This window comes from Kaistia defluvii (genome assembly GCF_040548815.1).
GTDB lineage: Bacteria > Pseudomonadota > Alphaproteobacteria > Rhizobiales > Kaistiaceae > Kaistia > Kaistia defluvii_A.
Genome location: NZ_JBEPSM010000004.1, coordinates 407,194 through 432,169, shown reverse-complemented (window position 1 = coordinate 432,169; position 24,976 = coordinate 407,194). Strand labels below are relative to the sequence as shown.

Genomic DNA, 24,976 nt, shown 5'->3' with positions numbered 1-24,976 from the left:
CGACTACAGGTTTCTGAGTACCGGCGCCGCCTTCTGGCCGAGCAATCGCCACGTGCCGGCGAGGCCGAGGCCGATGGTGAGGGCCACGGCGATCAGGGCGGCGGCGAGCGCGGTCACAGGAAACACGGTGAAGGGCTGGCCCATCACCCCGGCGACGACGCCCCAGGCGGCGAGCGAGCCGGCCAGCACGGCAAAGACCGCCGTGGCCAGTCCCAGCAGGCCGTATTCCAGCCCGAAGGCCTTCAGCAATTGGCCGCGCGTCGCGCCGAGGGTCTTCAGGATCACCGCATCATAGAGCCGCTGCCGGTGACCGGCGGCAAGCGCCCCCGCCAGCACCAGCACCGACGCGGCCAGCGCGATCGACGAGGCGACGCGGATCGCCAGCATCAGCTGATCCAGGATCGAGGAGATGCGGTCGAGGGCCTCGCGGACCCGGATTGCCGTGACGGAGGGAAATTCCGTGCCGGCGTTGCGCATTAGCTTCGCCTCCGCCGCCGGATCGGCGACGCCGGGATGGGCAAGGGTCGCGAGCACGGAGTAGGGCGCGCCGGTGAAGGCCGAGGGCGAGAACACCAGGACGAAGTTGATCGCCAGGCTCTCCCATTCGACCTCGCGCAGATTGGCGATCGTCGCGGTGATCTCGCGTCCGAGCACGTTGACGGTGACAGTGTCGCCGGTCTTGAGGCCGAGGCCGCGCGCGACGCCGGCTTCCATCGAGACGAGCGGCGGGCCGGCATAATCGGCCGCCCACCATTCGCCTTCGGAGAGCCGCGAATTCTTCGGGATGGTGGCGGCAAAGGTCACGCCGCGATCGCCCTTCAGCACCCAGGCAACCTCGGGCGTCGGCGTCGCCTGGTCGGCCGGGGTCTTGTTCAGGGCGACGATGCGGCCGCGCAGCATCGGCACGCTCTCGACCGTCGCATCCGGGATCTCCTTCTTGAGAAAGTCCATGAAGGCCGGGGCCTCGGCATTCTGCACGTCGAGGAAGAAGAAGCTCGGCGCGCGGTCGGGCAGGGACTGCGTCAGCTGGCGATGCAGATTGCCGTCGATCAGCGCGATCGTCACCAGCACGGTGAGGCCGAGCCCGAGCGACAGCACGACCGAGCCGGTCAGCGCGCCGGGGCGGTGGATGTTGCCGACGGCGAGCCGCCATTCAGTCGAGGCCAACCGCGGCGCGCGGCGGGCGAGCGCCGTCACGGCCCAGGCGACGAGCCGCAGCAGCAGGAAGGAAGCCGCGACGCCGATGACGAAATAGAAGGCGATGCGGCGATCATAGGCGAGAAGGATGGCGAGCCCCGCCAGCACCGCCGCCGAGACGATGGCCGCGATCAGGAAGGCAAGGCGGGGCCGCATCTTGCCGAAGGCGGCGCCGTCGCGGAACAGCGCGGTCGGCGCGATGTCGCCCGCGCGGCCGAGCGGCACCAGCGCGAAGGTCAGCGCCGTCAAGAGGCCATAGAGCGCGGCATAGCCGAGCGCGGTCGGATAGAAGCCGGTTTCGGCGCCGACCGGCAGCACGTCGGCCAGGAATTGCAGCGCCACCACCGGGACCAGCGCGCCGATGGCGAGGCCGATGACCACGCCGAGCAGCGCGATCAGCAGAATCTGGATCAGATAGAGCCGGGTGACCAGGCCACCGGCCGCGCCGAGCGAGCGCAGCGTGGCGATCACCGGCCGCTTTAACTCCATGAAGGCGCCGACGGCATTGGCGACGCCGACGCCGCCGACGATCAGGGCGGCGAGGCCGACCAGCGTCAGATATTGCGCGAACTGGCTGATGTTGCGCTTGAGGCCGGGCGAGGCGTCGTCGCGGCTGCGCACCTGCCAGCCTGCCTTGGGCAGCGCCTTGTTCGCGGCTTTGACGAGGTCGACCACGGCGCTGTCGGGGGCGCCGTCCGGCATGCGCAGCCGGTAGGTCCATTGTACGAGGCTGCCCGGTTGGACGAGACCGGTGCTGTCGAGCGTGGGCTTGGAGATCAGCAGGCGCGGCCCGAAGCCGAGGCCGGTGGCGAGCTTGTCGGGTTCGTCGGCGATCTCGCCCGCGAGCGTCAGCCGGGCTGTGCCGACCTGCACGATATCGCCGATCTTGACGCCGAGGCGGGTGAACAACTCCGGATCCGCCAGCGCGCTGCCGGCATTCAGCGCCGCCGTCGCATCGACGGCCTCGCCGGCCTTGAGCGTGCCATAGAGCGGATAGGCGCTGTCGACGGCCTTGATCTCGATCAGCGTCTGGTCCGATCCGTCCGCCAGGCGCGCCATGCCGCGCAGCGAGCCGATCTCGGAAACCGTGCCGTGCTTTTCCAGGAAGCCGCGTTCTTCCGGCGACGCCTGCCGCTGCACCAGCGTGAAGGCGACGTCGCCGCCGAGGATCGCCTGGCCCTGGCGAGCCAGACCATCGGTCATGGCGCGCGATACCGAACCTACGGCCGCGATCGCCGCGACGCCGAGCGCGATGCAGGCCAGAAAGACGAGGAAACCGCTGAGGCCGCCGCGCAATTCGCGCAGCGCGAAACGAAGCGGCAGCGGCAAGGTGGAGGTCGTCATTCCGCCGCGCTCCGAACCGCGCCGGCATTGGCCTGGCGCGGATCGATGACGCCGGAATGGATGCGGATCATGCGGTCGCAGCGAGCTGCCAGTGCATTGTCATGCGTGACCAGCACCAGCGTGGTGCCGCGCTCGGCGCAGGTATTGAACAGGAGGTCCGCGATCTCGCGGCCGGTCGTCTCGTCGAGATTGCCGGTCGGCTCATCGGCGAACAGGATGGCCGGACGGGCGACCAAGGCGCGGGCGATCGCCACGCGCTGCTGCTCGCCGCCGGAAAGCGCGGACGGGTAGTGGTTCATGCGGTGGTCGAGCCCGACCAGCTTCAGTTCCTCGGCGGCGCGCTCGAAGGCGTCGCGGCGACCGGCCAGCTCCAGCGGCACGGCGACGTTTTCCAGCGCCGTCATGTTGGGGATCAGGTGGAAGGACTGGAAGATGATGCCGACATTCTGGCCGCGGAACCGCGCCAGCCCATCCTCGTTGAGGGCGGCGAGGTCGGTGCCGGCGACCCGCACGCTGCCCCGGTCGACGCGCTCCAGCCCGGCCATGGTCATCAGCAGCGTCGACTTGCCGGAACCGGAGGGGCCGACCAGCGCGGCGCTTTCGCCGGCCTCGATCGTCAGGGAGACGTTGCGGAGAATATGGACGCGCGCCGCTCCCGCTCCGAGCGCCAGTTCGACGGAAGAAAGCCGAATGACGGCATCGGAATGGTTCGGGACAGTATCAATCACGCGCGCAGACCCTATATCGTGCGACGGGCAGGCTCGTCGTACGGAGGAAGCCGAGAACGCCGGCGTCCTGCCGATCGCGGCGCGTTCGGCTCAATATGGTGGCAAAGTACCGATGAAAAAGACCCTGGCGCTGGCAATCTCGCTTCTCGCTCTCTTCATGAGCCCGGCCATGGCCGATCCGATCCGCCTCGTCGTGCTCGGCGACAGCCTTTCCGCCGGCTATGGGCTTGGCCCTGGCGAGGGCTTCACCGACCAGCTGCAGAAAGCGCTGACGGCGAAGGGACTTGATGTCGCAGTCGTCAATGCCGGCGTTTCCGGCGACACGGCCGGCGGCGGACTTGCCCGGCTCGACTGGTCGGTCGGCCCGGATGCAGAGGCGGTGATCGTCGAACTCGGCGCCAACGACATGCTGCGCGGCCTCGATCCGGCCGTGCCGCGGCAGGCGCTCGACACCATCCTGACCCGGCTCGGCGAGCGCAAGCTGCCGGTGCTGCTCGCCGGCATGCGCGCCGCGCCCAATCTGGGGCCGGACTACGCCCAGCGCTTCGACAGCCTCTATCCCGATCTGGCCGCCAAGCACGGCGCGATGCTATATCCGTTCTTCCTCGACGGGGTCGTCGCCGATCCCGGCCTGCTGCTGGAAGACGGGATGCATCCCAACGCCAGCGGCATCGCTGTCATCGTCGAGAAAATCCTTCCCGCCGTGGAGGATCTGGTCGCGCAAGCCAAGCGCTGACCGGTCTTCCGCACGCCCCGCCCTTCGCCTTCCTGCCCATCCGCATCCGGCCATCGCCCATCCGGCTTGCCGTGCCCAATCTCTCGGAGCTCTCGTCATGGAATATCGTTCGCTCGGACGCACCGATCTGCGCGTGTCCTCCATCTGCCTCGGCACCATGACCTGGGGCCAGCAGAACACCGAGGCCGAAGGCCACGAACAGATGGATTACGCCTTCGAGCAGGGCGTCAACTTCCTCGACACCGCCGAGCTCTACTCGATCCCGCCCAAGCCGGAGACGCAGGGCTCGACCGAGCGGATCATCGGCAACTGGATGAAGGCACGCGGCAATCGCGACAAGGTCATCCTGGCCTCCAAGGTGTGCGGCCGCAACGGCCTGACCTGGTTCCGAGACGGCGCCAAGCCGACGCTTTCGCGCGCGCATATCCGCGACGCGATCGAGAAGAGCCTGAAGCGCCTGCAGACCGACTATATCGATCTCTACCAGCTGCATTCGCCCGACCGGCACGTGACGCTGTGGGGCTCTAACCCAACCATCTACCGTCATCCCGAGCCGGCCCCCGACGAGGTGCCGATCGAGGAGACGCTCGGCGCGCTGCAGGAGCTGGTGCAGGAGGGCAAGGTGCGCCATGTCGGCCTGTCGAACGAGACCGCCTGGGGCACGACGCGTTTTGTCGCAGCCGCCGAAGCCGGCAAGGGCCCGCGCGTCGTCTCGATCCAGAACGCCTACAACCTGCTGAACCGCACCTTCGAGGTTAACCTCGCCGAGGTGGCTATGCGCGAGCAGGTCGGCCTGCTGGTCTATTCGCCGCTGGCGCAAGGCTATCTCACCGGCAAGTACCAAAAGGGCGCGCGCCCGGCCGGCGCCCGCACGACTCTGTTCAAGCGCGGCGATCGCTATGAAACGCCCGGCGCAGAAGAGGCGATCGACGCCTATCTCGCCATCGCGCGCGAGGCCGGCATGGATCCCGCGACGCTGGCCATCGCCTTCGCCACCACCCGCTGCTTCGTCACGTCGAACATCATCGGCGCTACGACAATGGAGCAACTCAAGGTGGATATCGCGGCGGCGGATGTCGCCATCAGCCCGGAACTGGAGGAGAAGATCGACGCGGTCCATCAGTGGCGCGGCAATCCCTGCCCTTGAGACAGGCGGCGGCTGCCCGGGGAAAGGGCTTTACAGCCGACCGGCAAACCGCGAACCTGATCTTCCGTCCCACCGATAGAGGAGGGCGATCATGCCGCGCCTGTTCACCGGTCTCGAGATCCCGGCCGACCTTGCCCAACGGCTTTCGCTCCTGCGCGGCGGCATTCCCGGCGCGCGCTGGATCGACGCGGAGAACTTCCACGTCACGCTTCGTTTCATCGGCGATATCGACGATCGAACCGCCGATGAAGTTGCCGACGCGCTGTCGCGGGTGCGGCGGCGCGAATTCGACCTGCAATTTTCCGCGCTCGATTCGTTCGGCACCGCCAAGCCGCATTCGGTCGTGGCGCGGATCGCGGCGTCTCGCGCGCTCAGCGAGTTGCAGGCCGAGCACGAGCGGATCCTGCAGCGGATCGGCCTGCCGCCCGAAGGGCGCAAATACACGCCGCATGTGACGCTGGCCCGACTGCGCAACACGCCGCATCGCGACGTCGCCGCCTATCTCGCCGTGCGTGGCGGCGGCCTTTTCGCGGCGGCGTTTCACGTGACACGTTTCGTGCTGTTCTCCTCCAAGGCGTCGACCGGCGGCGGACCCTATGTGATCGAGGAGAGCTATCCGCTGGCCGAGTTCGTGGAGGCGAGGCCATGATCCAGAAACTGGAAGCCGCCGAGCGCGCGGAGGCGCTGGCAAAACTTGAAGGCTGGAGTTCGGTCGAGGGCCGCGACGCCATCACCAAGGTCTTCAAATTCGGCGATTTCCAGGAGGCTTTCGCGTTCATGACGCGCTCGGCGCTCCTGGCCGAGCGGATGAACCACCATCCCGAATGGAGCAATGTCTACGGCACCGTCACGGTGACCCTGGCGACGCATGTCGTCGACGGCGTGACCGCGTTCGACATCCGGCTCGCCGAGGGCATGAACCGCTTCGCGGGGTAGGACCGCAAGACCCTCACCCCAACCCTCTCCCGCAAGCGGTAGAGGGGGCGCGTCGTGACTGGTCTGTCGGAAGAGCTGCTCCGTAGGAAAAGCCCTCGCCCGCTTGCGGGAGAGGGTGGGGTGAGGGCCTTACTTGGCCTTAGTACTCAGCCCCTCATTTCCACGGCAGATCGAGGCTTGCGGCGCCGCAGAGGTGACCCTGGATGCGGCTGACGCCCCAGGCGGCCAGCATCTCGGCCGTTTCCTCGTCCTGCACCCATTCGGCGACCGTCTCGATGCCCAGATCATGCGCCAACTCGACCAGGCGGCGGACGAAGATCTGGTCGTCGCGGCTCCGGGGCAGGGTGGCGATGAAGCTGCCGTCTATCTTGACGATGTCGACCTTGAGCGCGCGCAGATTGCGGAACGAGGTGAAGCCGGCGCCGAAATCGTCGATCGCCAGCCGGGCGCCGAGATCGTGGATCGTCGAGATGAAATAGGCGGTCTCGTCGAGGCTGCGGATCGCGCTGGTCTCGGTGATCTCGACGATCAGCCGCTTGCCGAGGTCGGGACGCTCGCCGAGCGTATCGGCAAAGCGCGACAGCCAGTCCGGCCCGGCTGCCGTCTCCGGCGAAACGTTCAGCGAGATATGCGCATCGGGATGGCGGACCAGCGTCTCCAGCACCCGGTCGAGCACGGCCAGATCGAACAGCCGCGACAGGCCGAGGCGCTCGGCAAGCGGCACCACATGGCCGGCCGAGACAATCGTGCCGTCCGGCTGGGCCAGCCGCAGCAGGGCCTCGTGGAACGCGACCTTGCGGGTTCGAATGTCGACGATCGGCTGGAAGGCCAGCCGCAGCCGCTGCTCCGACAGCGCGCCGATTAGTTGCTGCGACAGGGCGATGTTGGACTGGCGCTCCGCCTCGCGCTCGGCTGAGGGTGCGAAGGCGATGAAGCGGCCGCGGCCGGTGTCGCGGGCAAAGCCCAGGCTCTCCTGCACCCGCTCCATCGCCTCGTCGCGATTCTGCGCGTGGCGGGGAACCGAGACGCCGCCGACCGAGATCGTCACCGAAACGGCGCCGTCGGGCGTCGCGACCACGTCGTCGCGGATGGCGGAGAGGAAGCGCTCGGCCGCGAAGGGCATTTCGTGCTCGTCGCAGTTCATCAGGATGAGGCCGAGCTTATGGCCGGAGAAGCGGCCGATCGCGTCGCTGTCGCGCAGGCGACCCTTGATGCGCCGCGCCACGGCGGCCAGAACCCGGTCGCCGGCACGATAGCCATAGGCGTCGTTGATCAGGTGGAAATCATCAATCGCGATGACGAGGAAGGCCGCCGAGGTGCCATGGCGCTGCGAGCTGGCGATCGCCTCGTCCAGCAGGTCGAGCAGGTAGGAGCGGTTGTATAGCCCGGTGACGTCGTCATGGCGCGACAGGAAGGACAGGCGCTGCTCGCGCGCATGGCGTTCGTTGATGATGCGCAGCACGCCTTCGGCGCGCGCGGCGTTCTTGCGGTCGTCGGCATACCAGCGGCCGGTATCCTCGATCCACAGCGTCGGGCCGCTCGGTCCGGCCGGGCGCAGCGCGTATTCGAGCTGGTAGGGGACGCCGTCGCCCGTATCGATGCCGCTCAGCAGCGCCTCCTGGCGCGCGAACGGGCTGGGCTCCTCGACCAGTTCGGCAAAGGCCGTGCCGGTGCTCAGCGCATCGGCCGTGGCGAGGCCGAACAGGGCCGCGGCGTCGCCGCCCCATTCCATCCGGTCGTCGTCCAGCGTCCAGCGATAGACGACTTCGCCAACGGTCGAGAGGATGGCAGCCGTGCGACCCGGCCACTGTGTCGACACGTCGCCGTTCACCGCTTTACCCACTCCTGCCATTCCTTTGAACGAGACGCGATCCCTACGGAACAGATCCGATTCTCGCGGCATTTCCAGGCCCGCCGGAGCGGCCAAATGCCTTTCCGTTCCGTCGCGACAACAGCAGTAATTTACGCAAAAGAAAAGGGCCGGCGTGGTGCCGGCCCTTGAACTTTCAGTCAATGGCTAACGGGCCCAAGGGGCGTATCAAGCGCCCCGCAGGATTAGCCTTCGCTCTTCGGCGTCAGGATCTGACGGCCGCGATACATGCCGGTCTTGAGGTCAATGTGATGCGGGCGGCGGAGCTCGCCCGAATTCTTGTCCTCGGTGTAGACCGGCTGCGTCAGGGCGTCGTGCGAGCGGCGCATGTTGCGCTTCGACGGCGACGTCTTTCGCTTCGGAACTGCCATTTCATTCTTCCTTCGTCATATGCCGTCGAACCGGCGGCGCGCCGCCCGGCAAGGGCATAGCAGTACAATCTGAATGCGGCCTTATACAGAGATCGCCCAAGCTTGACCAGTCGGTGCCCGGCAAAAAGATTCAGCCGCAAAGTTCGCGAAAAGACTCGCTATTCTCAGGCCGACAGCACGTCGAGCTGCTTGAGAATGGCGGCGCCCATCTCCTTGGTGCCGACCTTGGTCGTGCCCTCGGTGTAGATGTCGCCCGTGCGCAGGCCCTGGCTCAGCACGCTGGAAATGGCGCGGTCGAGCAGGTCGGCTTCGGCGACCAGGCCGAAGGAATAGCGCAGCGCCATCGCGAAGGACGCGATCATGGCGATCGGGTTGGAGATGCCCTTGCCGGCGATGTCCGGCGCCGAGCCGTGCACGGGCTCGTACATCGACTTGCGGCGGCCGGTGGTCGCATCGGGCGCGCCGAGGGCGGCCGACGGCAGCATGCCGAGCGAGCCGGTCAGCATCGCCGCGACGTCGGACAGGATATCGCCAAACAGGTTGTCGCAGACGATGACGTCATACTGCTTCGGCCGGCGGACGAGCTGCATGGCGCAATTGTCGGCCAGCACATGCTCGAGCGCAACGTCGGCATATTCTTCCTTGCCGACCTTGGTGACGACCTGGTTCCAGAGCACGCCCGACTTCATGACGTTGCGCTTCTCGGCCGAGGCGACGCGGCTGGAGCGGGTCTTGGCGAGGTCGAAGGCGACGCGGGCGATGCGCTCGATCTCGGAGGTGGTGTAGAGCTGCGTATCGACGGCGCGCTTCTCGCCGTTCTCCAGCGTGACGATTTCCTTCGGCGAACCGAAATAGACGCCGCCGGTCAGTTCGCGCACGATCAGGATGTCGAGGCCCTCGACCAGCTCGCGCTTCAGCGACGAGGCATCGGCCAGTGCCGGGTAGCAGATCGCCGGACGCAGATTGGCGAACAGCTCCAGATCCTTGCGCAGGCGCAGCAGCGCCGCTTCCGGCCGCACGTCATAGGGGACGCTGTCCCACTTCGGGCCGCCGACCGCGCCGAAGATCACGGCGTCGGATTCCTGTGCCAGCTTCATCGTCGCTTCGGAGATCGCCTTGCCGTGCGCGTCATAGGCCGCGCCGCCCGCCAGGTCCTGCTCGCTCTCGAAGGACGCGACGCCGCGCTTGCCGAACCAGTCGATGACCGTCTTCACTTCGGCCATGATTTCGGTGCCGATACCGTCACCGGGAAGGAGAAGAAGCTTGTAGGTGGTCATGTCGCGGGTTCTCTTGTCGAGCGGGTCTGCGGGCGGGTGGATGCGCGGGCAGCGATAGCGGCGCGAAAGCCCCGATGCAAGCCGAACCGAGCATGCCGTGCGCGCGAGATCAGGCTTTCAGCGCCGTCACCTCGATCTCGACCTTCATCTCGGGCCGGATCAGGCCGGATACCGTCATCGTCGCGGCGGGGCGGATATTGCGGAAATGCGCGCCCACGACCAGGAAGACGGCATCGGCGAAGGCGGCGTCCGTCACATGATAATGCACGCGCACGACGTCGGTCATCGCGAAACCCGCCTGCTCCAGCGCGTCGGCGATGGTCGCCATGGCGTTTTCCGTCTGCTCGGCGACGCTGCTTGGCATGGTCATCGTGGCATAATCATAGCCCGTCGTTCCCGCGACGAAGCACCAGGGTCCCTGCACCACGGCGCGGGAGTAGCCGGCCGCCTTTTCAAACGGGGATCCGGTCGAGATGAGGCGGCGCTGCATGGGAGTCTCCTTTGGCTTCGGCCAGGATGCACGCTTGCGGTCTCCCGGATGGCGACCAGGCCGGCGAGCTGAGGCTTTCGTACGATTGTCAAAAAGGGGCATGATGGCAACCGGCCGGGGCGAGTCGCAAAAAAAGCGGCCCGGCTCACGCTGCGTCATGCAAAAGACCGTTTTGACCGCGTCGCACAATGGGGTTAGAACCAGTCCAAATTCACTACCCTAAATGCTTACGTTTACGTAAGCGGTTGAGGATGAACACGATGTCGAATGCCGAGGCGAAGAAGAGCCGACCGCTCTCTCCGCACCTTCAGGTCTATCGCTGGCCGATCACCATGACGGTGTCGATCCTGCAGCGCGTAACCGGGGGAGCGCTCTATTTCGGGACGCTGCTCCTCGCCTGGTGGGCGATCGCGGCGGCGGCGGGCCCGGGTCCCTTCTCCTGGGTCTCGTGGGTGTTCGGCTCCTGGATCGGACAGCTCGTGCTGTTCGGCTACAGCTGGGCCCTGATGCAGCACCTGCTCGGCGGCATCCGCCATTTCGTCTGGGATTTCGGCGCGGGCTTCTCGAAGTCGGCGCGCGACAATCTCGCCTGGGCCAATATTATCGGTTCCGCCGTGCTGACGATCCTGATCTGGGTCGTGGCGCTCGCCATCCGCTGAGGGGCAATTCCATGCGTACACCGCTCGGCCGCGTTCGCGGGCTCGGCTCGGCCAAGGAAGGCACGGGCCATTTCTGGCACCAGCGGCTCACCGGCGCCGCGCTTGCCGTCCTCGCCATCCTGTTCGTCATCCTGGTCATCGTGCTTGCCGGCAAGCCCTATCCGGAAGTCGTCGCGACCCTGGCCAACCCCTTCGTGGCGTTGTTGATGGTGCTGATGATCGGCACCGGCGTCTGGCACATGAAGCTCGGCATGCAGATCATCATCGAAGACTATCTGCATGGCGGCCTGAAGATCGTCGCGCTGGTCGCCAACATGTTCTTCGCGGTCGCCGTCGGTGTGGCGACCATCCTCGCCTTCCTCAAGATCAGCTTCGGAGGCTGAAGCCATGGCTGAAGCCAACGCCAGCGCGTCCATCAACGGCCGCGCCTACACCTTCATCGACCACACCTTCGACGTCGTTGTCGTCGGCGCTGGCGGCGCGGGCCTGCGCGCCACGTTGGGCGCCAGCGAGGCCGGTCTGAAGACCGCCTGCATTACCAAGGTGTTTCCAACCCGTTCCCACACCGTTGCTGCCCAGGGTGGCATTTCGGCCGCGCTCGGCAACATGGGCGAGGACGACTGGCGCTTCCACATGTACGACACCGTCAAGGGGTCGGACTGGCTGGGCGACCAGGACGCGATCGAATATCTCGTCCGCAACGCGCCGGCCGCCGTCTATGAGCTCGAGCATTTCGGCGTGCCGTTCTCGCGCACCGAAGAGGGCAAGATCTACCAGCGCCCATTCGGCGGCATGACGACGAATTTCGGCAAGGGCATCGCGCAGCGCACCTGCGCCGCCGCCGACCGCACCGGCCACGCCATCCTGCACACGCTCTATGGCCAGTCGCTGCGCCATTCGGCCGAGTTCTTCATCGAATACTTCGCCATCGACCTGATCATGGAAGAGGGTGAATGCCGCGGCGTCGTGGCGCTCTGCCTCGAGGACGGGACGCTGCATCGCTTCCGCTCGAGCAAGACGATCCTCGCCACGGGCGGCTATGGCCGCGCCTATTTCTCGGCCACCTCGGCCCATACCTGCACCGGCGATGGCGGCGGCATGGTGCTGCGCGCCGGCCTGCCTTTGCAGGACATGGAATTCGTGCAGTTCCACCCGACCGGCATCTATGGCGCGGGCTGCCTGATCACCGAGGGCGCGCGCGGCGAGGGTGGCTATCTCACCAATTCCGAGGGCGAGCGCTTCATGGAGCGCTATGCCCCCTCGGCCAAGGACCTGGCCTCGCGCGACGTCGTCTCGCGCGCCATGACCATGGAAATCCGCGAAGGCCGCGGCGTCGGCAAGGCGAAGGATCATATCCACCTTCACCTCGACCATCTCGATCCGGCGCTGCTGCATGAGCGGCTGCCCGGCATTTCCGAGAGCGCCAAGATCTTCGCCGGCGTCGACCTGACCAAGGAGCCGATCCCGGTCCTGCCGACGGTCCATTACAACATGGGCGGCATCCCGACGAACTATCACGGCGAAGTGCTGAACAAGGTCGGCGGCGACCCGGACACCATCGTTCCCGGCCTGATGGCCGTGGGCGAGGCCGCCTGCGTTTCCGTGCATGGCGCCAACCGTCTGGGCTCCAACTCGCTGACCGACCTGGTCGTGTTCGGCCGCGCGGCGGCGCTGCGCTGCATCGAGACGGTGCAGCCGAGCCAGCCGCAGAAGGAACTCGCCAAGAATGCCGGCGAGGATTCGATCGCCCGCCTCGATCGCCTGCGCTATGCCAATGGCTCGACCTCGACGGCCGAGATGCGGCTCAACATGCAGAAGGTCATGCAGTCGAACTGCGCCGTGTTCCGCACCGGCGAAGTGCTCGACGAGGGCCATGAGCTGATCCACCAGGTCTGGAAGGGTTCGGACGACATCAAGGTCACCGACCGCTCGCTGATCTGGAATTCCGACCTGGTCGAGACGCTCGAATTCGAGAACCTGATCGTTCAGGCCGTCGTCACCATGGACTCCGCGCAGAACCGCAAGGAATCGCGCGGCGCCCATGCCCGCGAGGACTATTCGAACCGCGACGACGTCAACTGGATGAAGCATTCGCTCGCCTTCATCGACGCCGACCAGAAGACGATCCGGCTCGACGACCGGCCGGTGCACACCTACACGATGTCGAACGACATCGCCTATATCGAGCCCAAGGCTCGCGTTTACTAAGGGCGGATGATGGCCGCCGCTCCGCTTCCCGCAGCCGGTTATTCGGGGCGTTCGCTCCCCGAGAAGCTCGGCTTCAAGGACGGCATGGCGGTGGCTTTCGTTGCCCTGCCGCCGGAGCTGGAAGCCCTGGCCGACAGCGCTGCGTTCGGCCAGGTCGTGCGGACGGAAGAGTGGTCCGCGCCGCTGGGGCCGGATCGATCGCTGGACGCCGTGCATGCGTTCGTGACGAGCCGCGCCGAGGTCGAGCGCGACCTGCCGCGGTTGCAGGATGCCATCCGGCGCGACGGCATGATCTGGGTGTCGTGGCCGAAGAAGGCCTCGAAGGTTGCCACCGACGTGACCGAGGATGTGGTGCGCGATGCAGCGCTCCGGCTCGATCTCGTCGACATCAAGGTCGCCGCGATCGACGCGACCTGGTCCGGTTTGAAACTCATGGTCCGCAAGGACCGTCGCTGAACGAATATTACGCCCGAGGACGCTCACTATGGTCCAGCTGACCCTCCCGAAGAACTCGAAGCTTACAGAAGGCAAGGTCTGGGACCGGCCGGCTGGGGCCAACAATGTCCGGGAGTTCCGCGTCTACCGCTGGAGCCCGGACGACGACAAGAACCCGCATGTCGACACCTATTTCATCGATCTCGATGATTGCGGTCCGATGGTTCTGGACGCGCTGATCAAGATCAAGAACGAGATCGATCCGACCCTGGCCTTCCGCCGCTCCTGCCGCGAGGGCATTTGCGGTTCCTGTGCGATGAATATCGACGGTTCCAACACGCTCGCCTGCACCAAGGGCATCGACGACGTGAAGGGCCCGGTCGCGATCTACCCGCTGCCGCATATGGAAGTGGTCAAGGATCTGGTTCCGGATCTGACGAATTTCTACGCCCAGCATCGCTCCATCGAGCCCTGGCTGAAGACGGCAACGCCCGAGCCGCAGAAGGAATGGCTGCAGAGCCATGCCGACCGCGAGAAGCTTGACGGGCTCTACGAGTGCATCCTGTGCGCCTGCTGCTCGACCTCGTGCCCGAGCTATTGGTGGAATGGCGACCGCTATCTCGGTCCGGCGGTTCTGCTGCAGGCCTATCGCTGGCTGATCGACAGCCGCGACGAGGCAACCGGCGAGCGCCTGGACAATCTGGAAGATCCCTTCCGCCTGTATCGCTGCCACACCATCATGAACTGCGCCCAGACCTGTCCGAAGGGTCTGAACCCGGCCAAGGCTATCGCGGAAATCAAGAAGATGATGGTCGAGCGCCGCGTCTGATCTCGATCGACCCGACTTTTTAGAAAGCGGCGCGGAACCATTCCGCGCCGTTTTCGTTTGCGTGGACCGATCGGGTTTTCGGAAGGAGACGATCATGACCATCAAGCAGGATCTCGAACCTACCTGGACGATCGAGGCGATCGACCGTCTGCGCGAACTCGCGGTAGAGCATGTCCCCGCCGATATCATCGCCACGGCGATGCACCGCCCGGAAGCGGAAATTCGCCAGAAGGCGGCCGAGCTCGGCCTGTCGCTCGAAATCGAGCCGATGACGCCCTAGGAGATTTCCCGTCATCCGGGGCAGGGCCGCGGGCTTGACGCCGCCCCGCCGTTCGGTTCCCCTGCCAGGCATCGATCTGGCAGGGATACGGGGGAATCATGAGCGTTCTGGATCATATCGGCATCACGGTCAGCGACCTCGGCCGTTCGATCGATTTCTACGAGGCGGCCATGGCGCCGCTCGGCGTCAGCGAGCAGATGCGCGTGCCCGGAGAATTGACCGGATATGGCGACGTGGTGGGCTATGGCGCCGAGGGTAAGCCGGAGATCTGGCTGAGTGGCGGCGCGCGCACCCAGCCGCATGTCCATATCGCGCTCGTGGCGGGCAGCCGCTCTGCGGTTGATGCATTCTATGCTGCCGCGATGGGCGCAGGCGGAACCGACAACGGACCGCCCGGCATCCGTGAGCATTACCATCCCAACTACTACGCCGCCTTCGTGCTCGATCCCGACGGCCACAACATCGAGGCCGTCTGTCATCGACCGGAATAGCAGACGTGCCACACGGGTCGCTTTCTTGGTTAACCGTGTCTTAACGAGGCTTGTCGTTGCAGGCGGAATGCCGTATTGCGCCAAGCACGATAGGCTGCGGAACTTCGAGTGATCCCCCATCATTCCTCTCGTCCCGATCGACTGGTTCGTGCGTTTCGCGCGGCGGTCTCCCGGTTTGGCGAGGGGCGACCCGTTTTTCCGCCTGCCTCAAAGCGGCTCGATTGTGCCAGTAGGTTCTTGCGGCACCGAGGATTTCGATGATGGAGAAGCTCATGTCCCGACGTCTCGCGCCGATCGGCCTGGTCGCCATGATGGCGGCCGCCTTGAGCGGTTGCGGCTCGTTCGGGGCCATCGGCCTCGGCCCGATGGAGCGTTCGGCCAAGCCGGTCGAAAGCGACACGCTGCCGCCGGTTGCCTCCGCTCCGGTGACCCGCAACACGCTGCCGCCGCCGCCGATGGATCCGAACGCGCAGACGGCCGCGCCGATGACGGATCAGGGCGGGCTGCCCGGTGCGACGCCGCTCGAGTCGGCGCCGACGGCTCCGCCGCCGGTTTCGACCGCTTCGGGCGGCGAGATCGGCCGCACGGATCTTCTGGGCGGCTGGACGCTGCAGTCGGGCGGCGAAAGCTGCCAGCTGTTCATGACGCTGACGAGCTGGACCGGCGGCTACCGTGCTTCGACGCGCGGCTGCCAGTCGCCGACCTTGAAGTCGATCTCGGCCTGGAGCCTTTCGGGCTCGCAGGTGGTGCTGGCCGGCGCCAATGGCGTTTCGGTCGCCAGCCTGAACTCGACCGGCAAGACCCAGTTCAACGGTCAGACCACGGGCGGCGCGGCAGTTTCCTTCCATCGCTGAACAAACCGGTCCTCGTCTATGAGGGCCGGGTAGGGGAATTTGGGTGAGCCAGGGCCTGCCGGTCGTTTCGCGCGTCGCCGACGCCTATCGCGAGCTCGTCGCCAAGGGCGAGCTGGAGGAAGACCCGGCGCAGCGCGCCCTCGTCGCCAAGTTCGATGCCCTCAACACCCGGCTTGCGGAGCGCCGTCTCGCCCGTAAGTCGAGCGCGCTCGGCTGGCTGTTCGGCAAGCGCGAGGCGGCGACCCCGGTCGTGCGCGGCCTCTACATCCATGGCGATGTCGGCCGCGGCAAGACCATGCTGATGGACCTGTTCTTCGAGCGCGCCGCGCCGCAGCGCAAGCGTCGGGCTCATTTCAACGACTTCATGGCCGACGTCCACGCCCGCGTCTTCCGCATGCGCGAGGCGATCAAGGCCGGGACGGTTTCCGGCGAGGATCCGATCCTGCCGGTGGCCGAGGAGATCGCGGCCGAGACGCAGCTTCTGTGCTTCGACGAGTTCACCGTCACCGACATAGCCGACGCCATGATCCTGGGCCGGCTGTTCACCCAGCTCTTCGCGCGCGGTGTCGTGCTGGTAGCCACCTCCAATGTCGATCCCGACGATCTCTATCGCGGCGGCCTCAACCGGAATCACTTCCTGCCCTTCATCGCCCTGCTCAAGGAGCGGGTCGAGGTGGTGCGGCTCGCGGCCCGCACCGATTACCGGCAGGAAAAGATCGGCAAGGCCCCGGTCTATCTCACCCCGCTTGGCCCGGAAGCCGACTCGGCGCTGGATGCTGCGTGGCGCCAGTTGACGCAAACGTCACATGGAGAGCCCTCGACCCTCGCTGTGTTGGGTAGGGACGTTGTGGTGCCCCAGGCCATGGATGGCGTGGCCCGATTCGATTTTGCCGATCTTTGCGGCAAGCCGCTTGGCGCGAGCGACTTCCTCGCCGTCGCGCATGCGTTTCATACCGTGCTGATCGATCACATTCCCGTCATGGACGATTCCAGGCGAAACGAAGCCAAGCGCTTCATCACCTTGATCGACGCACTCTATGACGGACATGTCCGCATCATCGTCTCGGCAGCGGCCGAACCGGACCATCTCTACCTTGCCGAAACCGGCACCGAGGCGTTCGAATTTGCCCGCACGGCGTCCCGCCTGACGGAAATGCGGTCCGAGGAATACCTGCTTCAAGTGCACCGCGGCTTCATTGTCGAGACATGACGCTAACGTAAACTGCTGCGATATTTGGCGGATTGCCGCCACGTAAGGCGCTCGACTGACTTGCACCCGTCACGCAATGGGGTTAGACCACGCGCGTTCCGGCAGACGCACATCTGCCACATGACGCTTAGGTAAACCTCCATCGGGAGACCTGTACATGGCTCGAGCCAAGATTGCTTTGATCGGTTCCGGTCAGATCGGCGGCACGCTCGCCCTTCTCGCTGGCATCAAGGAACTGGGCGATATCGTCCTCTTCGACATCGCCGACGGCGTTCCCCAGGGCAAGGCGCTCGATATCGCCGAGGCTGCTCCGGTTGAAGGTTTTGATGCCAATCTGTCGGGCGCATCCTCCTACGCCGCCATCCAGGATGCCGACGTCGTCATCGTCACCGCCGGCGTCCCGCGCAAGCCGGGCATGAGCCGCGACGATCTTCTCGGCATCAACCTCCAGGTCATGGAGCAGGTCGGTGCCGGACTGAAGAAGTACGCGCCGAACGCCTTCGTCATCTGCATCACCAACCCGCTCGACGCGATGGTGTGGGCGCTGCAGAAGTTCTCCGGCCTTCCGGCGAACAAGGTCGTCGGCATGGCCGGCGTGCTCGACTCGGCCCGCTTCCGCTATTTCCTCGCCGAGGAATTCAAGGTCTCCGTCGAAGACGTGACGGCCTTCGTTCTCGGCGGCCACGGCGACACCATGGTGCCGCTGACCCGCTATTCGACGGTTGCCGGCATCCCGCTCACCGACCTGGTCAAGCTTGGCTGGATCGAGAAGGCGCGCCTGGAAGAAATCGTCCAGCGCACCCGTGACGGTGGCGCCGAGGTCGTGAACCTGCTGAAGACCGGCTCGGCCTTCTATGCTCCGGCCGCCTCGGCGATCGTCATGGCCGAGAGCTACCTCAAGGACAAGAAGCGCGTCCTGCCGGCGGCAGCCCTGCTGGATGGCCAGTATGGCATCAAGGGCCGCTATATCGGCGTGCCGATCGTCATCGGCGCCAACGGCGTCGAGCGCATCATCGAGATCGAACTGAACAAGGCCGAGCAGGCGATGCTCGACAAGTCGGTCGCCTCGGTCGAGGGCCTCGTCGAGGCCTGCGTCAAGATTGCCCCGGCTCTCGGCGCCTGATCGCCCGAGACCCGCACCAAGACAACGATCCCCAAAGGCGGAACGTCATCGATGAATATTCATGAGTATCAGGCGAAGGCGGTGCTGAAGGAATTCGGCGCCCCCGTATCGCGCGGCATTGCCATCTTCTCCGCAGCCGAGGCGGAAGCCGCGGCCAAGGAACTCGGCGGTCCGCTTTGGGTCGTCAAGTCGCAGATCCATGCCGGCGGTCGCGGCAAGGGCAAGTTCAAGGAAGCCGCAGCCGGTGAAAAGGGCGGCGTCCGCCTCGCCAAGTCGATCGAAGAAGTGAAGGCGTTCGCCGAGCAGATGCTCGGCAACACGCTGGTCACGATCCAGACCGGCCCGGACGGCAAGCAGGTCAACCGCCTCTACATCGAGGACGGCTCGGACATCGAGAAGGAATTCTACCTCTCGATCCTCGTCGACCGCGAGACCTCGCGCATCTCCTTCGTCGTCTCGACCGAAGGCGGCATGGACATCGAGGAAGTCGCCCATTCGACGCCCGAGAAGATCCAGTCCTTCTCCGTCGATCCCGCGACCGGCATCATGCCGCACCACGGCCTCACCGTCGCCAAGGCGCTCGGCCTCAGCGGCCCGCTCGCCAAGCAGGCGAACGACGTGGTGACCAAGCTCTATACGGCCTTCGTCGCCAAGGACATGGAGATGCTCGAGGTCAATCCTCTGATCGTCACCACCGATGGCAACCTCAAGGTCCTCGACGCCAAGGTGTCGTTCGACTCCAACTCGCTCTACCGGCAGCCGGCCATGCTGGCGCTGCGCGACGAGACCGAGGAAGACGCCAAGGAGATCGAGGCGTCCAAGTATGACCTCGCCTATATCGCGCTCGACGGCTCGATCGGCTGCATGGTCAATGGCGCCGGCCTCGCCATGGCGACGCTCGACATCATCCAGCTCTACGGCGAAAGCCCGGCGAACTTCCTGGATGTCGGCGGCGGCGCCTCGGAAGAGAAGGTGACGGCAGCCTTCAAGATCATCACCTCCGATCCGAAGGTGAAGGGCATTCTCGTCAACATCTTCGGCGGCATCATGAAGTGCGACGTCATCGCGCGCGGCGTCATCGCCGCGGTGAAGACGGTCGGCCTCAAGGTTCCGCTGGTCGTGCGCCTCGAAGGCACCAATGTCGAACTCGGCAAGCAGATCATCCGCGAAAGCGGCCTGAACGTGATCCCGGCCGATGACCTCGACGATGCCGCGCAGAAGATCGTCAAGGCCGTGAAGGAAGCCGTCTGATGTCCATCCTGATCGACAAGAATACCAAGCTCATCACCCAGGGCTTCACCGGCAAGAACGGCACCTTCCATTCCGAGCAGGCGCTCGCCTATGGCACGCAGGTCGTTGGCGGAACGTCGCCCGGCAAGGGTGGCCAGACCCATCTCGGCCTGCCGGTGTTCGACACCGTCGCCGAAGCGAAGCATGCGACCGGCGCCGACGCCTCGGTCATCTACGTGCCGCCGCCGGGCGCCGCCGACGCGATCTGCGAGGCGATCGACGCCGAGATCCCGCTAATCGTCTGCATCACCGAAGGCATCCCGGTGCTCGACATGGTGCGCGTCAAGCGCTCGCTGTCCGGCTCCAAGTCGCGCCTGATCGGCCCGAACTGCCCCGGCATCGTCACCGCCGACGCCTCGAAGATCGGCATCATGCCGGCCAACATCTTCAAGAAGGGCTCGGTCGGCATCGTTTCGCGCTCCGGCACGCTGACCTATGAAGCTGTCTACCAGACGACCCAGGAAGGCCTCGGCCAGACCACGGCCGTCGGTATTGGCGGCGATCCGGTCAAGGGCACCGAGTTCATCGACATTTTGGAAATGTTCCTGGCCGATGATGAGACCACGTCGATCGTCATGATCGGCGAAATCGGCGGTTCGGCCGAGGAAGACGCAGCGCAGTTCCTGGCCGACGAGGCCAAGCGCGGCCGCAAGAAGCCGATGGTCGGCTTCATCGCCGGCCGCACGGCGCCTCCGGGACGTCGCATGGGCCATGCCGGTGCGATCATCTCTGGCGGCAAGGGCGGCGCGGAAGACAAGATCGCGGCGATGGAAGCCGCGGGTATCCGGGTGTCGCCGTCGCCGGCGCGCCTTGGAAAGACCTTGGTTGAGGTCTTGAAGGGCTAAGCGACAAGACCGACATTCCGAGTGCCGGAATGTCGGTTTTTCAACAAGAGCGCGGCGCGTGGCCGCGCGATCAAGGAGAGAGGGGCTTGGCGCTCCTCAGCCAGCACATGTCACGCGAGCAAGCCAACGCGGCCTTTGCGACCTCTTCCTTCCTCTATGGTGGCAACGCCACCTATATCGAGGATCTTTACGCGCGCTATCAGAACGATCCCGCTTCGGTCGATCCGGAGTGGCAGTCGTTCTTCTCGGCGCTGAAGGATGATCCGAAGGCTGTCGTGGCCGAGGCGCGCGGCGCGCCTTGGAAGCGCGCCGACTGGCCGCTCCATACCAATGGCGAGCTGGTCTCGGCCATGGACGGCAACTGGGGCCAGATCGAGAAGACGGTCACCGACAAGCTGAAGGCGAAGGCGGCGCAGGCCGCTGCTCCAGCAGCGAACGGCCAGACGGCCGCGGCCGCTCCGCTATCCGAAGCGGCGATCCAGCAGGCGGCGCGCGATTCCGTCCGCGCCATCATGATGATCCGCGCCTATCGCATGCGCGGCCATCTGCATGCCGATCTCGATCCGCTGCACATCGCGACCGCCGGCGACCATGAGGAGCTCCATCCCTCCTCCTATGGCTTCACCGAGGCCGACTACAGCCGCAAGATCTTCATCGACAACGTTCTCGGGCTCGAATTCGCCACCATCCCCGAGATGCTGGAGATCCTGAAGCGCACCTATTGCTCGACGCTCGGCGTCGAGTTCATGCACATCTCCGATCCCGTCGAGAAGGCTTGGATCCAGGAGCGCATCGAGGGGCCGGACAAGGCCATCACCTTCACGCCGGAAGGCAAGAAGGCGATCCTGAACAAGCTGATCGAGGCCGAGGGTTTCGAGAAGTTCCTCGACGTCAAGTTCACTGGCACCAAGCGCTTCGGCCTCGATGGCGCCGAGGGCCTGATCCCGGCGCTCGAGCAGATCATCAAGCGCGGCGGCACGCTCGGCGTGCACGAGATCGTCGTGGGCATGGCCCATCGCGGCCGCTTGAACGTGCTGACGCAGGTGATGGCCAAGCCGCACCGCGCGCTGTTCCACGAGTTCAAGGGCGGCTCCTACGCGCCCGACGACGTCGAGGGCTCGGGCGACGTGAAGTACCACCTGGGTGCTTCCTCCGACCGCGAATTCGACGGCAACAAGGTCCACCTGTCGCTGACCGCCAACCCGTCGCACCTCGAGATCGTCGATCCCGTCGTGCTGGGCAAGGCGCGCGCCAAGCAGGACCTGCACAAGGATTACGTCCGCACCGGCACGTTGCCGCTGTTGCTCCATGGCGATGCGGCCTTTGCCGGCCAGGGCGTGGTGGCCGAGTGCTTCGGCCTGTCGGGCCTGAAGGGACACCGCACCGGCGGTTCGATCCACTTCATCGTCAACAACCAGATCGGCTTCACGACGAATCCGCGTTTCTCGCGCTCGTCGCCCTATCCGTCCGACGTCGCAAAGATGATCGAGGCGCCGATCTTCCACGTGAACGGCGACGATCCGGAAGCGGTCGTCTTCGCCGCCAAGATCGCGATCGAGTTCCGGCAGAAGTTCCACAAGCCTGTCGTCATCGACATGTTCTGCTATCGCCGCTTCGGTCACAACGAAGGCGACGAGCCGGGCTTCACCCAGCCGCTGATGTACAAGAACATCCGCAGCCATCCGGCCATCGTCGAGATCTATTCGTCGAAGCTGATCGCCGAGGGCCTGGTCACCTCCGAGGAAGTCGAGGCGGCCAAGGCTGCCTGGCGTTCGCGGCTCGAGGTCGAGTTCGAGGCGGGCCAGTCCTACAAGCCGAACAAGGCCGATTGGCTCGACGGCGCGTGGGCGGGCCTCAAGGCCGCTGCCGCCGATGACGAGCCGCGCCGCGGCAAGACCGGCGTCGAGATCGACACGCTGAAGGCGCTCGGCGCGAAGCTGACCGACGTGCCGGCGGACTTTCATGTCCACCGTACCGTCCAGCGCTTCCTTGATAACCGCAAGAAGGCGATCGAGACCGGCGTCGGCATCGACTGGGCGACCGCCGAAGCGCTTGCCTTCGCGACGCTCGCCAATGACGGCAATCCGATCCGCCTGTCGGGCCAGGACGTCGAGCGCGGCACCTTCTCGCAGCGCCATTCCGTGCTCTACGACCAGGAGACCGAGGAGCGCTTCATCCCGCTCAACAATCTCCGCGAGGGTCAGGCGCGCTACGAGGTCATCAACTCGATGCTCTCGGAAGAAGCGGTGCTCGGCTTCGAGTACGGTTATTCGCTGTCGGAGCCGAATGCGCTGACGCTGTGGGAAGCCCAGTTCGGCGACTTCGCCAACGGCGCCCAGGTGGTGTTCGACCAGTTCATCTCGTCGGGTGAGCGCAAGTGGCTGCGCATGTCGGGCCTCGTCTGCCTGCTGCCGCATGGCTATGAAGGCCAGGGTCCGGAGCATTCCTCCGCCCGTCTCGAGCGCTTCCTGCAGATGTGCGCGGAAGACAACATGCAGGTCGCCAACGTCACGACGCCGGCGAACTACTATCATATCCTGCGCCGGCAGCTGAAGCGCGACATCCGCAAACCGCTGATCCTGATGACGCCGAAGTCGCTGCTGCGCCACAAGCGGGCCGTGTCGACGCTCGACCAGCTGGGTCCGGACTCGTCGTTCCACCGCTTGCTGTGGGACGATGCGGAATTCCTCAAGGACGAGCCGATCCAGCTGGTTCCGGACGAGCGCATCCGTCGCGTCGTCCTTACCGCCGGTAAGGTCTATTACGACCTCTATGAGGAGCGCGAGAAGCGCGGCATCAACGACGTCTATCTTCTGCGCGTCGAGCAGCTCTATCCGTTCCCGCTCAAGGCTCTCGTCCAGGAGCTCGGCCGCTTCAAGAACGCCGAGATCGTCTGGTGCCAGGAAGAGCCGAAGAACCAGGGTTCGTGGGCGCATGTCGAGCCCTATCTGGAATGGGTGCTCGGCCAGGTCGGCGGCAAGTCGAGCCGCGCTCGCTATGTCGGCCGTGCGGCTTCCGCGGCGACGGCCACGGGCCTGATGTCGAAGCATCTGGCCCAGCTGAACGCCTTCCTGGAAGACGCGCTCGCCTGACAAGACCCTGACAAGACGGCGGCGCCTCGCTGCGCCGCCGAAAACTTCGTATCATCCTGAACGTCCACCAAGTTCGAACGGTAAGAGACCCAAGCCATGGCAACCGAAATCCGCGTCCCGACCCTCGGCGAGTCCGTGACTGAGGCGACGATTGGGCGGTGGTTCAAGAAAGTCGGCGAGGCCGTTGCGGTCGACGAGCCGGTGGTCGAACTCGAGACCGACAAGGTCACCATCGAGGTTCCCTCGCCCGTCGCCGGCGTGATCGAGGCCGTGGCCGCCAAGGATGGCGACACGGTCGGCGTCGGCGCGCTGCTCGGCATGATCGCCGCCGCCGGTGCCGGCGCGGCCCCCGCGCCTGCCAAGACGGAAGCGCCGAAGGCCGCTCCGGCCGCCCCCGCCGCTTCCGCTCCGGCCCCGGCCAAGACCGCCGCTGTCGGCTCGAATGGCCCGGCCGTGTCCAAGCTTGCCGCCGAAAGCGGCGTCGATACCTCGGCCGTGGCTGGGACCGGCAAGGATGGCCGCGTCACCAAGGGCGACCTGCTCGGCGCCATCGCTGGCGGCGCCACCGCTCCGGCGCCGGCTGCCCCGGTCGCCGTGCGCGCGCCGGTTCCGGCCGATGACGCCGCCCGCGAAGAGCGGGTCCGCATGACCAAGCTGCGCCAGACCATCGCGCGCCGCCTCAAGGATGCGCAGAACACCGCCGCCATGCTGACGACCTTCAACGAGGTCGACATGGGCGCGGTGATGGCGCTTCGCGGCCAGTACAAGGACCTCTTCGAGAAGAAGCATGGCGTGAAGCTCGGCTTCATGAGCTTCTTCACCAAGGCCGTGATCCAGGCGCTGAAGGAAATCCCGGCTGTGAACGCCGAGATCGATGGCACCGACCTGATCTACAAGAATTACTACAATATCGGCATCGCCGTCGGCACCGATAAGGGCCTCGTCGTTCCGGTCCTGCGTGACGCCGACCAGCTGTCGCTCGCCGGCATCGAGAAGACGATCGCCGGCCTCGGCAAGCGCGCCCGCGACGGCCAGCTCAAGATCGACGAGATGCAGGGCGGCACCTTCACGATCACCAATGGCGGCATCTACGGTTCGCTGATGTCGACGCCGATCCTGAACGCGCCGCAGTCGGGCATTCTCGGCATGCACAAGATCCAGGAGCGGCCGATGGTCGTCGGCGGCAAGATCGAGATCCGCCCGATGATGTATTTGGCGCTCTCCTACGATCACCGCATCGTCGACGGCAAGGAAGCCGTGACGTTCCTGGTGCGCGTCAAGGAGAACCTCGAGGATCCGCAGCGCATGGTTCTCGATCTCTGATCGAGCGGACGGAACCGATATGGCTTTCGTCCCCCAACCTCAGGCAGTCCCGGCGCGCTCCCGCGTTTCGGGCTGCCTTCTGGTGGCGGGGGCGGAGACCCATGAAGACCGCGCGCCCATTACGGGCGCGCCTTTCCATCAAGCCGGCCGGAGCAGCGGATAGGCGCCTCGCGCACCCCGTCCTGCGTCCGGCCATTTGTTTTTGCGCTGAAAGCGCCGCTGGCTAACGCCAAAATCGTCC

At 65.7% G+C, this 24,976-nt stretch carries 24 protein-coding genes; 18 read left to right on the top strand and 6 right to left on the bottom strand.

Translation table 11 applies throughout. The features are described 5' to 3' along the window. Window positions 1-3 precede the first annotated feature (3 nt). Both ABIE08_RS22150 and ABIE08_RS22145 read right to left on the bottom strand, forming a co-directional pair. Window positions 4-2,541, bottom strand: coding sequence for an ABC transporter permease (locus ABIE08_RS22150; protein ID WP_354554126.1), 2,538 nt, complete (start codon window positions 2,539-2,541; stop codon window positions 4-6). Continuing rightward, window positions 2,538-3,269: an ABC transporter ATP-binding protein gene (locus ABIE08_RS22145; RefSeq protein WP_354554124.1), complete on the bottom strand. Its 732-nt coding sequence runs from the start codon at window positions 3,267-3,269 to the stop codon at window positions 2,538-2,540. Before ABIE08_RS22145 ends, ABIE08_RS22150 begins: the two co-directional genes overlap by 4 nt. Before the next feature lie 112 nt (window positions 3,270-3,381). Between ABIE08_RS22145 and ABIE08_RS22140 the strand changes: the two genes are divergently transcribed. The 4 genes from ABIE08_RS22140 (at window position 3,382) to ABIE08_RS22125 (ending at window position 6,088) form a co-directional block, all read left to right on the top strand. Then, window positions 3,382-4,005, top strand: coding sequence for an arylesterase (locus tag ABIE08_RS22140; protein WP_354554123.1), 624 nt, complete (start codon window positions 3,382-3,384; stop codon window positions 4,003-4,005). Between the two features lie 97 nt (window positions 4,006-4,102). Next, window positions 4,103-5,152 (top strand): aldo/keto reductase, encoded by a 1,050-nt coding sequence (locus tag ABIE08_RS22135; RefSeq protein ID WP_354554121.1) that lies wholly within the window; start codon window positions 4,103-4,105, stop codon window positions 5,150-5,152. A 91-nt stretch (window positions 5,153-5,243) separates the two neighbouring features. Beyond that, a complete protein-coding gene (gene thpR / locus ABIE08_RS22130; protein ID WP_266331673.1) occupies window positions 5,244-5,801 on the top strand; it encodes an RNA 2',3'-cyclic phosphodiesterase in 558 nt (185 codons plus the stop codon). Continuing rightward, window positions 5,798-6,088 (top strand): 4a-hydroxytetrahydrobiopterin dehydratase, encoded by a 291-nt coding sequence (locus tag ABIE08_RS22125; RefSeq protein ID WP_354554119.1) that lies wholly within the window; start codon window positions 5,798-5,800, stop codon window positions 6,086-6,088. The genes thpR and ABIE08_RS22125 overlap by 4 nt, the downstream gene beginning before the upstream one ends. A 154-nt stretch (window positions 6,089-6,242) precedes the next feature. Here ABIE08_RS22125 and ABIE08_RS22120 read toward each other — a convergent pair whose 3' ends face one another. The 4 genes from ABIE08_RS22120 to ABIE08_RS22105 all read right to left on the bottom strand — a co-directional run bounded on the left by ABIE08_RS22120 (window position 6,243) and on the right by ABIE08_RS22105 (window position 10,096). Next, on the bottom strand, window positions 6,243-7,931 hold the full coding sequence (locus ABIE08_RS22120; protein ID WP_354554118.1) for a putative bifunctional diguanylate cyclase/phosphodiesterase: 1,689 nt from the start codon (window positions 7,929-7,931) through the stop codon (window positions 6,243-6,245). Window positions 7,932-8,143: 212 nt separating this feature from the next. After that, entirely contained in the window at window positions 8,144-8,329 is a 186-nt protein-coding gene (gene rpmF / locus ABIE08_RS22115; protein ID WP_354554116.1) for a 50S ribosomal protein L32, read from the bottom strand. 164 nt (window positions 8,330-8,493) lie between these two features. Continuing rightward, window positions 8,494-9,606: a 3-isopropylmalate dehydrogenase gene (gene leuB / locus ABIE08_RS22110; protein ID WP_266331668.1), complete on the bottom strand. Its 1,113-nt coding sequence runs from the start codon at window positions 9,604-9,606 to the stop codon at window positions 8,494-8,496. A 109-nt stretch (window positions 9,607-9,715) separates the two neighbouring features. Further along, complete coding sequence (locus ABIE08_RS22105) at window positions 9,716-10,096, bottom strand: RidA family protein (RefSeq protein WP_354554114.1); 381 nt, start codon at window positions 10,094-10,096, stop codon at window positions 9,716-9,718. A 260-nt stretch (window positions 10,097-10,356) separates the two neighbouring features. On the opposite strand from ABIE08_RS22105, the gene sdhC reads away from it, so the two are divergent. The 14 genes from sdhC to odhB all read left to right on the top strand — a co-directional run bounded on the left by sdhC (window position 10,357) and on the right by odhB (window position 24,735). After that, window positions 10,357-10,755 (top strand): succinate dehydrogenase, cytochrome b556 subunit, encoded by a 399-nt coding sequence (gene sdhC / locus ABIE08_RS22100; protein ID WP_354554112.1) that lies wholly within the window; start codon window positions 10,357-10,359, stop codon window positions 10,753-10,755. A gap of 11 nt (window positions 10,756-10,766) precedes the next feature. Continuing rightward, window positions 10,767-11,138, top strand: a complete 372-nt coding sequence (gene sdhD / locus ABIE08_RS22095) for a succinate dehydrogenase, hydrophobic membrane anchor protein (protein WP_354554110.1) — start codon at window positions 10,767-10,769, stop codon at window positions 11,136-11,138. A 4-nt stretch (window positions 11,139-11,142) separates the two neighbouring features. Beyond that, the gene (gene sdhA, locus ABIE08_RS22090; RefSeq protein ID WP_354554108.1) at window positions 11,143-12,963 is read left to right on the top strand and encodes a succinate dehydrogenase flavoprotein subunit; all 1,821 of its coding nucleotides are present in this window, start codon (window positions 11,143-11,145) and stop codon (window positions 12,961-12,963) included. Window positions 12,964-12,969: 6 nt separating this feature from the next. After that, window positions 12,970-13,419, top strand: a complete 450-nt coding sequence (locus ABIE08_RS22085) for a DUF3052 domain-containing protein (protein WP_354554107.1) — start codon at window positions 12,970-12,972, stop codon at window positions 13,417-13,419. Between the two features lie 28 nt (window positions 13,420-13,447). Next, window positions 13,448-14,227 (top strand): succinate dehydrogenase iron-sulfur subunit, encoded by a 780-nt coding sequence (locus tag ABIE08_RS22080; protein WP_354554105.1) that lies wholly within the window; start codon window positions 13,448-13,450, stop codon window positions 14,225-14,227. A 94-nt stretch (window positions 14,228-14,321) separates the two neighbouring features. Next, window positions 14,322-14,507, top strand: coding sequence for a hypothetical protein (locus ABIE08_RS22075; RefSeq protein ID WP_266331660.1), 186 nt, complete (start codon window positions 14,322-14,324; stop codon window positions 14,505-14,507). A gap of 98 nt (window positions 14,508-14,605) precedes the next feature. Beyond that, window positions 14,606-14,998, top strand: a complete 393-nt coding sequence (locus ABIE08_RS22070) for a VOC family protein (protein WP_354554103.1) — start codon at window positions 14,606-14,608, stop codon at window positions 14,996-14,998. A 272-nt stretch (window positions 14,999-15,270) separates the two neighbouring features. Beyond that, window positions 15,271-15,852, top strand: coding sequence for an AprI/Inh family metalloprotease inhibitor (locus ABIE08_RS22065; protein ID WP_354554101.1), 582 nt, complete (start codon window positions 15,271-15,273; stop codon window positions 15,850-15,852). A gap of 43 nt (window positions 15,853-15,895) precedes the next feature. After that, window positions 15,896-17,062 (top strand): cell division protein ZapE, encoded by a 1,167-nt coding sequence (zapE, locus tag ABIE08_RS22060; protein WP_354554099.1) that lies wholly within the window; start codon window positions 15,896-15,898, stop codon window positions 17,060-17,062. A 157-nt stretch (window positions 17,063-17,219) separates the two neighbouring features. After that, the gene (gene mdh / locus ABIE08_RS22055; RefSeq protein WP_354554097.1) at window positions 17,220-18,185 is read left to right on the top strand and encodes a malate dehydrogenase; all 966 of its coding nucleotides are present in this window, start codon (window positions 17,220-17,222) and stop codon (window positions 18,183-18,185) included. A gap of 51 nt (window positions 18,186-18,236) precedes the next feature. After that, window positions 18,237-19,436 carry an ADP-forming succinate--CoA ligase subunit beta gene (sucC, locus tag ABIE08_RS22050; RefSeq protein WP_354554096.1) on the top strand — a complete coding sequence of 400 codons (1,200 nt, stop codon included), beginning with the start codon at window positions 18,237-18,239 and terminating at the stop codon, window positions 19,434-19,436. Beyond that, window positions 19,436-20,320 (top strand): succinate--CoA ligase subunit alpha, encoded by an 885-nt coding sequence (gene sucD / locus ABIE08_RS22045; protein ID WP_354554094.1) that lies wholly within the window; start codon window positions 19,436-19,438, stop codon window positions 20,318-20,320. The genes sucC and sucD overlap by 1 nt, the downstream gene beginning before the upstream one ends. Before the next feature lie 107 nt (window positions 20,321-20,427). Then, window positions 20,428-23,412, top strand: a complete 2,985-nt coding sequence (locus tag ABIE08_RS22040) for a 2-oxoglutarate dehydrogenase E1 component (RefSeq protein WP_354554231.1) — start codon at window positions 20,428-20,430, stop codon at window positions 23,410-23,412. Window positions 23,413-23,508: 96 nt separating this feature from the next. Then, complete coding sequence (gene odhB, locus ABIE08_RS22035; RefSeq protein ID WP_354554092.1) at window positions 23,509-24,735, top strand: 2-oxoglutarate dehydrogenase complex dihydrolipoyllysine-residue succinyltransferase; 1,227 nt, start codon at window positions 23,509-23,511, stop codon at window positions 24,733-24,735. The last annotated feature ends 241 nt before the right edge of the window (window positions 24,736-24,976 follow it).

Coding starts and splice junctions, on each gene's coding strand:
- ABIE08_RS22150 (WP_354554126.1), bottom strand. CDS start 2,541: ATGACGACCTCCACCTTGCCGCTGCCGCTTCGTTTCGCGCTGCGCGAA.
- ABIE08_RS22140 (WP_354554123.1), top strand. CDS start 3,382: ATGAAAAAGACCCTGGCGCTGGCAATCTCGCTTCTCGCTCTCTTCATG.
- ABIE08_RS22135 (WP_354554121.1), top strand. CDS start 4,103: ATGGAATATCGTTCGCTCGGACGCACCGATCTGCGCGTGTCCTCCATC.
- thpR (WP_266331673.1), top strand. CDS start 5,244: ATGCCGCGCCTGTTCACCGGTCTCGAGATCCCGGCCGACCTTGCCCAA.
- ABIE08_RS22125 (WP_354554119.1), top strand. CDS start 5,798: ATGATCCAGAAACTGGAAGCCGCCGAGCGCGCGGAGGCGCTGGCAAAA.
- rpmF (WP_354554116.1), bottom strand. CDS start 8,329: ATGGCAGTTCCGAAGCGAAAGACGTCGCCGTCGAAGCGCAACATGCGC.
- leuB (WP_266331668.1), bottom strand. CDS start 9,606: ATGACCACCTACAAGCTTCTTCTCCTTCCCGGTGACGGTATCGGCACC.
- ABIE08_RS22105 (WP_354554114.1), bottom strand. CDS start 10,096: ATGCAGCGCCGCCTCATCTCGACCGGATCCCCGTTTGAAAAGGCGGCC.
- sdhC (WP_354554112.1), top strand. CDS start 10,357: ATGTCGAATGCCGAGGCGAAGAAGAGCCGACCGCTCTCTCCGCACCTT.
- sdhD (WP_354554110.1), top strand. CDS start 10,767: ATGCGTACACCGCTCGGCCGCGTTCGCGGGCTCGGCTCGGCCAAGGAA.
- sdhA (WP_354554108.1), top strand. CDS start 11,143: ATGGCTGAAGCCAACGCCAGCGCGTCCATCAACGGCCGCGCCTACACC.
- ABIE08_RS22085 (WP_354554107.1), top strand. CDS start 12,970: ATGATGGCCGCCGCTCCGCTTCCCGCAGCCGGTTATTCGGGGCGTTCG.
- ABIE08_RS22080 (WP_354554105.1), top strand. CDS start 13,448: ATGGTCCAGCTGACCCTCCCGAAGAACTCGAAGCTTACAGAAGGCAAG.
- ABIE08_RS22075 (WP_266331660.1), top strand. CDS start 14,322: ATGACCATCAAGCAGGATCTCGAACCTACCTGGACGATCGAGGCGATC.
- ABIE08_RS22070 (WP_354554103.1), top strand. CDS start 14,606: ATGAGCGTTCTGGATCATATCGGCATCACGGTCAGCGACCTCGGCCGT.
- ABIE08_RS22065 (WP_354554101.1), top strand. CDS start 15,271: ATGTCCCGACGTCTCGCGCCGATCGGCCTGGTCGCCATGATGGCGGCC.
- mdh (WP_354554097.1), top strand. CDS start 17,220: ATGGCTCGAGCCAAGATTGCTTTGATCGGTTCCGGTCAGATCGGCGGC.
- sucC (WP_354554096.1), top strand. CDS start 18,237: ATGAATATTCATGAGTATCAGGCGAAGGCGGTGCTGAAGGAATTCGGC.
- sucD (WP_354554094.1), top strand. CDS start 19,436: ATGTCCATCCTGATCGACAAGAATACCAAGCTCATCACCCAGGGCTTC.
- ABIE08_RS22040 (WP_354554231.1), top strand. CDS start 20,428: ATGTCACGCGAGCAAGCCAACGCGGCCTTTGCGACCTCTTCCTTCCTC.
- odhB (WP_354554092.1), top strand. CDS start 23,509: ATGGCAACCGAAATCCGCGTCCCGACCCTCGGCGAGTCCGTGACTGAG.